Genomic DNA, 6175 nt, shown 5'->3' on the forward strand with positions numbered 1-6175 from the left:
TGAATTGCTCTGCTTTTTTTATTGCTATTCTGCTTACGATCAGCAGTTTTCCTTTATTGATTACAGCTCAAAAGAGAACTCATAAGGATGTGAGATACGATAATTTCCCTATTTAAATAAATAATCACTTTGAATAGAATGCTCCACCGCAACTCTATACACAATCCCCAAACCAATCATTGTGGATAAAATAGAACTCCCGCCATAACTTATCAACAGCAGAGGAATACCCGTTACTGGCATAATCCCAAGTGTCATTCCAATATTTTGAAATGCATGGACCAATATTAAACTTAAAAAACCAAAGCATACATACGCTCCAAATGGTGAATGTTTATGAATATTCAATCCGATGGTTACAAGCTTATACAATAAAAGAAAATACAGGAATATTACAAGAGCACTTCCGATAAACCCAAAGCTTTCCCCAATAACAGAGAAAATAAAATCTGTTTGTGCTTCTGGAAAGGATACCTGCAGTGCATCCATTCCTTTGCCAAAGAGCTGACCAGATCCCAAGGCCATATATGCTTGATCAAAATGCCACGAGGCATCATTAGATGGCTGGGAAGGCTCAAACCATGTCATAATCCGGTCAACCTGATATGCCTGTTTTCCAAGCAGCTCTTTAGCCAAATCCGTAAATTTCACAACAAATCCTAAAGCTGCAGCTCCAATTGCTGAAATCAATAATATCAGACCTGAAATGATTTTCCAGCTGATACCGGACAAAATAATTAACATACCAGCTATAAATAAATATACCATGGAGGTACCAAAATCAGGCTGCTGTAAAATCAAAAATACTGGTACAGCTGTAATAAGCAAGATTTTGAATAAAAGCAAAGAGTCTGTTTTCAAAGAGCTTACAGCATGCTTTGTCTTATGTCTGCTTATCGTTGCAGCCAGGAAAAGAATAGTAGTTATTTTTGTAAATTCTGCCGGCTGCAGTGACAGCCCTGGAAACTGAAACCAGCTTTTTGCTCCATTAACCCGATCTGCAATAGACTCCGGTGCGACAAGCAAAGCTATTAATACAAGAACTCCAATACCGTAAATAAGTGCACTTGCTTTATATAATTGCTCCAAATCAAGGAACTGTATTGCTGCTACAATACAGACACCCACAGCAAACCAGATAATCTGTTTAAAAACAAAGTTATTTCCGTCGTACTGCTCCAGCTGCTGTGCATTATAAACCGAGAGCAAGCTAACACATACAAATAAGATAAATAAAAAAATTAAATCACTCTGTACATAATAGGATTGCTTTTTAGACATGTAATTCACCAAATTTCTTTCTTAATTAAACGTTTGTTAATATCTCGGGCTGTTCAGTTTATCCACAGGAGAATGCACGAATAAATGCTTTCATTACTAGTTGTCAACAAAGTTATGCACATTATCCACAATCAATAAGTAATTTATCCACGAGTTTAATCCACATATCAAGAGTTGCTATCCGGGATCTTTTGCAAGTTGTTCACAGCTATGTGCATAACCTGTGTATTATTTTAGAACCAAAGAAGCATTTGCGTTTAGGTCCAGTCCCGAACGTTTTCCTTGTTCATAGGAAATTGCGCCCGCCGCAGCGATCATTGCTGCATTATCTGTACAAAGCTTTAATGGCGGAATAACCAATGGAATTTCTAGGGTCTTAAACTGGGTTTCCAGTTCTGCTCTTAAGGCTTTATTGGCTGCTACTCCACCAGCCACAATTACCTGTTTCACATTAAATTCCTTTGCTGCACGAACAGTTTTCTTCGTTAATACGTCAATCACACTAGCCTGAAAGCTAGCGGCAATATCTTCATCCTTCAATTGTTCCCCACGCTGTTTTGCGTTGTGGATCTTGTTGATAACTGCTGATTTTAATCCACTAAAGCTGAAATCATAGCTATCATCTTCCAGCCAAGCGCGCGGGAAATCTATCGTTTCTTCTCCCATAGCTGCTAAACGGTCAATTTGCGGGCCACCGGGATACGGCAGCTTCAGCATTCTTGCAACCTTGTCATAGGCTTCTCCAGCCGCATCATCACGAGTTTCTCCGATTACCTCATAATTCCCATGCTCTTTCATTAAAACAAGCTCTGTATGCCCGCCTGAGACAATTAGAGCCAGCATTGGAAACTGGAATTCAGAGACAAGTCTGTTTGCATAAATATGACCGGCAATATGATGTACTCCTATTAACGGTTTTTGTTTTGCAAAAGCCAGTGCCTTCGCAGAATTAACGCCAACAAGCAATGCACCAACTAGTCCGGGTCCTTCAGTTACTGCAACTGCATCGATATCATCCCAGTCCAGCTTTGACTTGCTAATAGCTTCTTCAAGAACTATTGTCATCTGTTCCACATGATGTCTCGAAGCTATTTCAGGTACAACTCCACCAAAACGTTTATGGCTTTCAATTTGTGATGCAACCACATTGGAAATAATCTCTCTGCCATTTTTGACGATTGCCACAGCAGTTTCGTCACAGCTTGTTTCAATACCAAGTATATTTATATCATTTTTCATTTTAAATTCACCCACATCACTAAAGCATCCTCTTGGTCATCTGTATAATAATTCTTGCGGATTCCACCAGGAACAAGACCAAATTTCCGATATAGCCCTTGTGCCACAATATTTGATTTTCTCACTTCCAGGGACAAGCGGGCAACTCCCATAAGCATTGCCTGCTTTAGTGTATAGCCAAATAGCTTTTCCCCTAACTTATATCCCCTGTATTCCGGGAGTATTGCAATATTTGTAATTTGTGCTTCATCTATTATAATCCATGCACCAATATAACCGATAATTTTTTTATCAACTTCGATAACAAAGTAGTGTGCATGATCATTATCGGTAATTTCCTGATAAAAAATATCGATTGTCCACGGCTTGGAAAACGATGCTTTTTCCACTTCCATTACTGCATCCACATCAGCCAGTTCCATTTTCCTTAAAATCGCTTCAGCCATTTTGCTTCTTTTCCTTTTGTGCTTTGATCCAGTTGGCCTCTGCTTCAGCCAGCCGTAAATAATTAGGTGTTAACGTATGTGTGTCATCTGCTTCATGATTCATGCCTGCTAAGGCAAGATGAGAAGGGTTTGCCAGCTGATAAGGCCCTTCAGGAATAATAGCCAGCTCTCCCAAATACTGTTTAATCATTTCCTTATAAATAGTGATATCCGGACTTAAGAATAGCACTTTTTTCTTTGCATCAATAAGTTCTTTTAGAAGATCTTCCATCAACAGATTTCTTTCTTCATAGACTGTTCTTGGCTCTTCATTTTCCCATTGATAGACACCTGAGAATACAAGGCCTCTTCGTGCATCGAAAAAAGAACAGACATGACCATTAAATAATCGCCCCTGATACGCCAGAGTTTCCAGGCTTGATACACCAACAACCGGAATTTCCAGCGCCCATGCCATCGTTTTGGCAGTGGATAATCCAATTCTGACCCCTGTATAGGAACCGGGGCCTTTTGCTACTGCAATTTTATCCAATTGATCTGGCGTCATCGAAACCTCTTCCATTAAATGATTAATTGCAGGCATCAGTCGAACAGAGTGATTTTTCGCCAGGTTTGTTATAACTTCACCAAGGATCTGTCCATCTTTTAAAATCGCTACACCCAACACCTGATTTGATGTGTCAATCGCAAGTATATTCATTAAATGTTACTCCTAACTCATTAATTCATTTATAACCAATTCAAAATGTGCACCATTGGGTATGAATTCTATTTCCCGCTTATGCTCATCAATATAATTAATTTTAATCGTTAATCGTTCTTCAGGCAAAAACTCTTCAATAAAATGTGCCCATTCCACAACACAAATACCGTCCCCTTTAAAATATTCCTCAAAGCCGATATCCTCATCTGAATGCTCAAGCCGGTAAACATCCATATGGTACAGTGGCAGTTCACCTTCGTATTCCTTTATGATCGTGAAAGTTGGGCTTGTTACATTGCGCTTAACACCCAGGCCATTTGCAATTCCTTTTGTAAAGGTGGTTTTGCCTGCGCCTAGGTCACCTTCCAATGTTACCACATCACCAGGTTTAAGCAGTACAGCTAATTTCTGGGCAAATTTCAATGTTTCCAGTTCTGTATGTGTTTCTATTTTATAAGCACTCATTACTTCACCTACTTCAAGTGGTTGTATCCTTTTTTCTCCAGTTTTTGCTTTTTATTATTTTTTTCCTGAAATATCGTTCCGGAGTATTTATTAATTGTAACATAACCAATTTCCGTTACTTTTGTATTTGCTAGTTCAGCAGCTAATTTAAGTTGTTCCCAATACCTTTTCGATATTGTCCCCATAAGTTCAAAATCTTCTCCGCCATAATATTTCCATTTATTCTGCAAATCTGATGGAAATTGATGATAGGAAGGGGAAACAGGAATTTTTTCATCATATAATGTTATATTCACGTTTGAAGCAGCGGCTATTTCAGCTGCCTCACTTGCTATTCCATCACTTATATCATTTAATGCCACTCGAGGTAATTTAACAAGGGCCTTTGCAAACTTTACTCTTGGTGTCGGCATCTGATGTCTGTTGATAAAATATTCTTCTTCCAAATAATCACCAGGATTCGTTAATATATGAAGACCAGCCTGCGAATCACCTAATGTTCCAGTAACAAAAACAACGTCACCTTCTCGAGCAGCATTTCGATAACGGGTTTTTTCCTTTTCTGCCAGGCCTATAACTGTAATTGAAATTGTAAGTGCTTCCCCACTTACAGTATCCCCGCCAATTAGATCCATTTTATATTTTCCAGCCAAATCCTTCATACCTGAGAATATTTGTGTGATTTCATCGATGCTCCAGGACTTAGGAATAACAATAGAAACAAGATAATAGGCCGGTGCTGCTCCCATTGCAGCAAGATCACTGAGATTAGCCGCCAGAGCCCTGTACCCTATTTGGAAAGCATTCATTGTTTCTTTAGTAAAATGAACATCTTCCACAAATATATCTGCAGCTGTTACGATATCCCGAGAGGTTTCACGTAAAACAGCAGCATCATCTCCAATACCCTTAATTAATCCAGATTGATGGTAGAAATTCTGTTTAATGGAATCTATAAAAGAAAACTCATCCATATCTTCATCACCATTTTCTATGTTCTAACTACACTTATGATAGCAAAAAGAAACAAAAAAGGAAAAAGTTAATCAAGATTAGGTATTTGCGTTCTTCTTGGTTGATGGGCGATGTATTGCCTGATGAACAGATATTCTCGTTCTCGGACGGCTATCTTGTTAGTTGTACGACCAAAACCCAACTTTCAGAACTCAGACAGTAATTCTATATTATAAACCAATTAAAAAACACACGATTCCTATATTGGAACCCTGTGTAATAAGTTTTATTTATTTTAAAAGTGGCGGTCCGGACGGGACTCGAACCCGCGACCTCCTGCGTGACAGGCAGGCATTCTAACCAACTGAACTACCGGACCAATATATATTCTGGGATTTGATTACTACTTTTGTTCAATTAACAAGAAATTAACTTGAAGTAGTTAATTGAAGTAAATTGGTTGCGGGGGCAGGATTTGAACCTGCGACCTTTGGGTTATGAGCCCAACGAGCTACCAGACTGCTCCACCCCGCGATATGAGATATAATATGTTATGTTGTTCCATGCTTCTCAAATTGATAAGACCAACTGCTCGTCGTGTTGCAAAATGATTATTCCATGGAATTACACTCCTCGCAAGCCTGCACATAGTAGCATATTCATGATGCCAGCGGCTTGCTCCACCCCGCGATATGAAATAAAATATCACTTATAAAAAATAGTGTGAATGCCTGGCGGCGTCCTACTCTTGCAGGGGCAAAGCCCCAACTACCATCGGCGCTGGAGAGCTTAACTTCTGTGTTCGGGATGGGAACAGGTGTGACCTCTCCGCTGTTACTGCCAGACATTCCTTAAAATTAAGGACAAAATATATTATATGCATTTCACTTGAAAAATGCAAGGGTTTTTTAGTTTTATACCCTAAAAACTAAATAAGAGTAGTATCAACGATCATCGAATAAGAAGTTAGTTAAGTCCTCGATCGATTAGTATCCGTCAGCTTCACGTGTCACCACGCTTCTACCTCGGACCTATCAACCTCATCGTCTCTGAGGGATCTTACTCACTCGAAGTGATGGGAAGTCTC

Annotated in this window: 6 protein-coding genes, 2 tRNA genes and 2 rRNA genes; all 10 read right to left on the reverse strand. The window is 39.2% G+C overall.

The window, feature by feature from the left end; all coding sequences use genetic code 11:
- Positions 1 to 108 precede the first annotated feature (108 nt).
- Positions 109 to 1281 (reverse strand): FtsW/RodA/SpoVE family cell cycle protein, encoded by a 1173-nt coding sequence (locus CIL03_RS17470; RefSeq protein WP_094887162.1) that lies wholly within the window; start codon positions 1279 to 1281, stop codon positions 109 to 111.
- 228 nt (positions 1282 to 1509) lie between these two features.
- On the reverse strand, positions 1510 to 2520 hold the full coding sequence (gene tsaD / locus CIL03_RS17475; protein ID WP_094887176.1) for a tRNA (adenosine(37)-N6)-threonylcarbamoyltransferase complex transferase subunit TsaD: 1011 nt from the start codon (positions 2518 to 2520) through the stop codon (positions 1510 to 1512).
- Positions 2517 to 2966 carry a ribosomal protein S18-alanine N-acetyltransferase gene (gene rimI, locus CIL03_RS17480; protein ID WP_094887163.1) on the reverse strand — a complete coding sequence of 150 codons (450 nt, stop codon included), beginning with the start codon at positions 2964 to 2966 and terminating at the stop codon, positions 2517 to 2519. Before rimI ends, tsaD begins: the two co-directional genes overlap by 4 nt.
- Positions 2959 to 3666: a tRNA (adenosine(37)-N6)-threonylcarbamoyltransferase complex dimerization subunit type 1 TsaB gene (gene tsaB / locus CIL03_RS17485; RefSeq protein WP_094887164.1), complete on the reverse strand. Its 708-nt coding sequence runs from the start codon at positions 3664 to 3666 to the stop codon at positions 2959 to 2961. The genes rimI and tsaB overlap by 8 nt, the downstream gene beginning before the upstream one ends.
- A gap of 12 nt (positions 3667 to 3678) precedes the next feature.
- Positions 3679 to 4134 carry a tRNA (adenosine(37)-N6)-threonylcarbamoyltransferase complex ATPase subunit type 1 TsaE gene (tsaE, locus tag CIL03_RS17490; RefSeq protein WP_094887165.1) on the reverse strand — a complete coding sequence of 152 codons (456 nt, stop codon included), beginning with the start codon at positions 4132 to 4134 and terminating at the stop codon, positions 3679 to 3681.
- A gap of 8 nt (positions 4135 to 4142) precedes the next feature.
- The gene (gene thiL, locus CIL03_RS17495; protein WP_094887166.1) at positions 4143 to 5108 is read right to left on the reverse strand and encodes a thiamine-phosphate kinase; all 966 of its coding nucleotides are present in this window, start codon (positions 5106 to 5108) and stop codon (positions 4143 to 4145) included.
- Between the two features lie 282 nt (positions 5109 to 5390).
- Positions 5391 to 5467, reverse strand: a tRNA-Asp gene (locus CIL03_RS17500).
- A gap of 78 nt (positions 5468 to 5545) precedes the next feature.
- Positions 5546 to 5622 (reverse strand) — tRNA-Met (locus tag CIL03_RS17505).
- A 195-nt stretch (positions 5623 to 5817) separates the two neighbouring features.
- Positions 5818 to 5933: ribosomal RNA gene (gene rrf / locus CIL03_RS17510) — 5S ribosomal RNA — on the reverse strand.
- 121 nt (positions 5934 to 6054) lie between these two features.
- Positions 6055 to 6175 (reverse strand): 23S ribosomal RNA (locus tag CIL03_RS17515); the annotation flags it as partial.

Origin of the sequence: Virgibacillus indicus (assembly GCF_002266285.1) — a bacterium.
In the GTDB taxonomy this organism is placed as follows: domain Bacteria; phylum Bacillota; class Bacilli; order Bacillales; family Amphibacillaceae; genus Virgibacillus_K; species Virgibacillus_K indicus.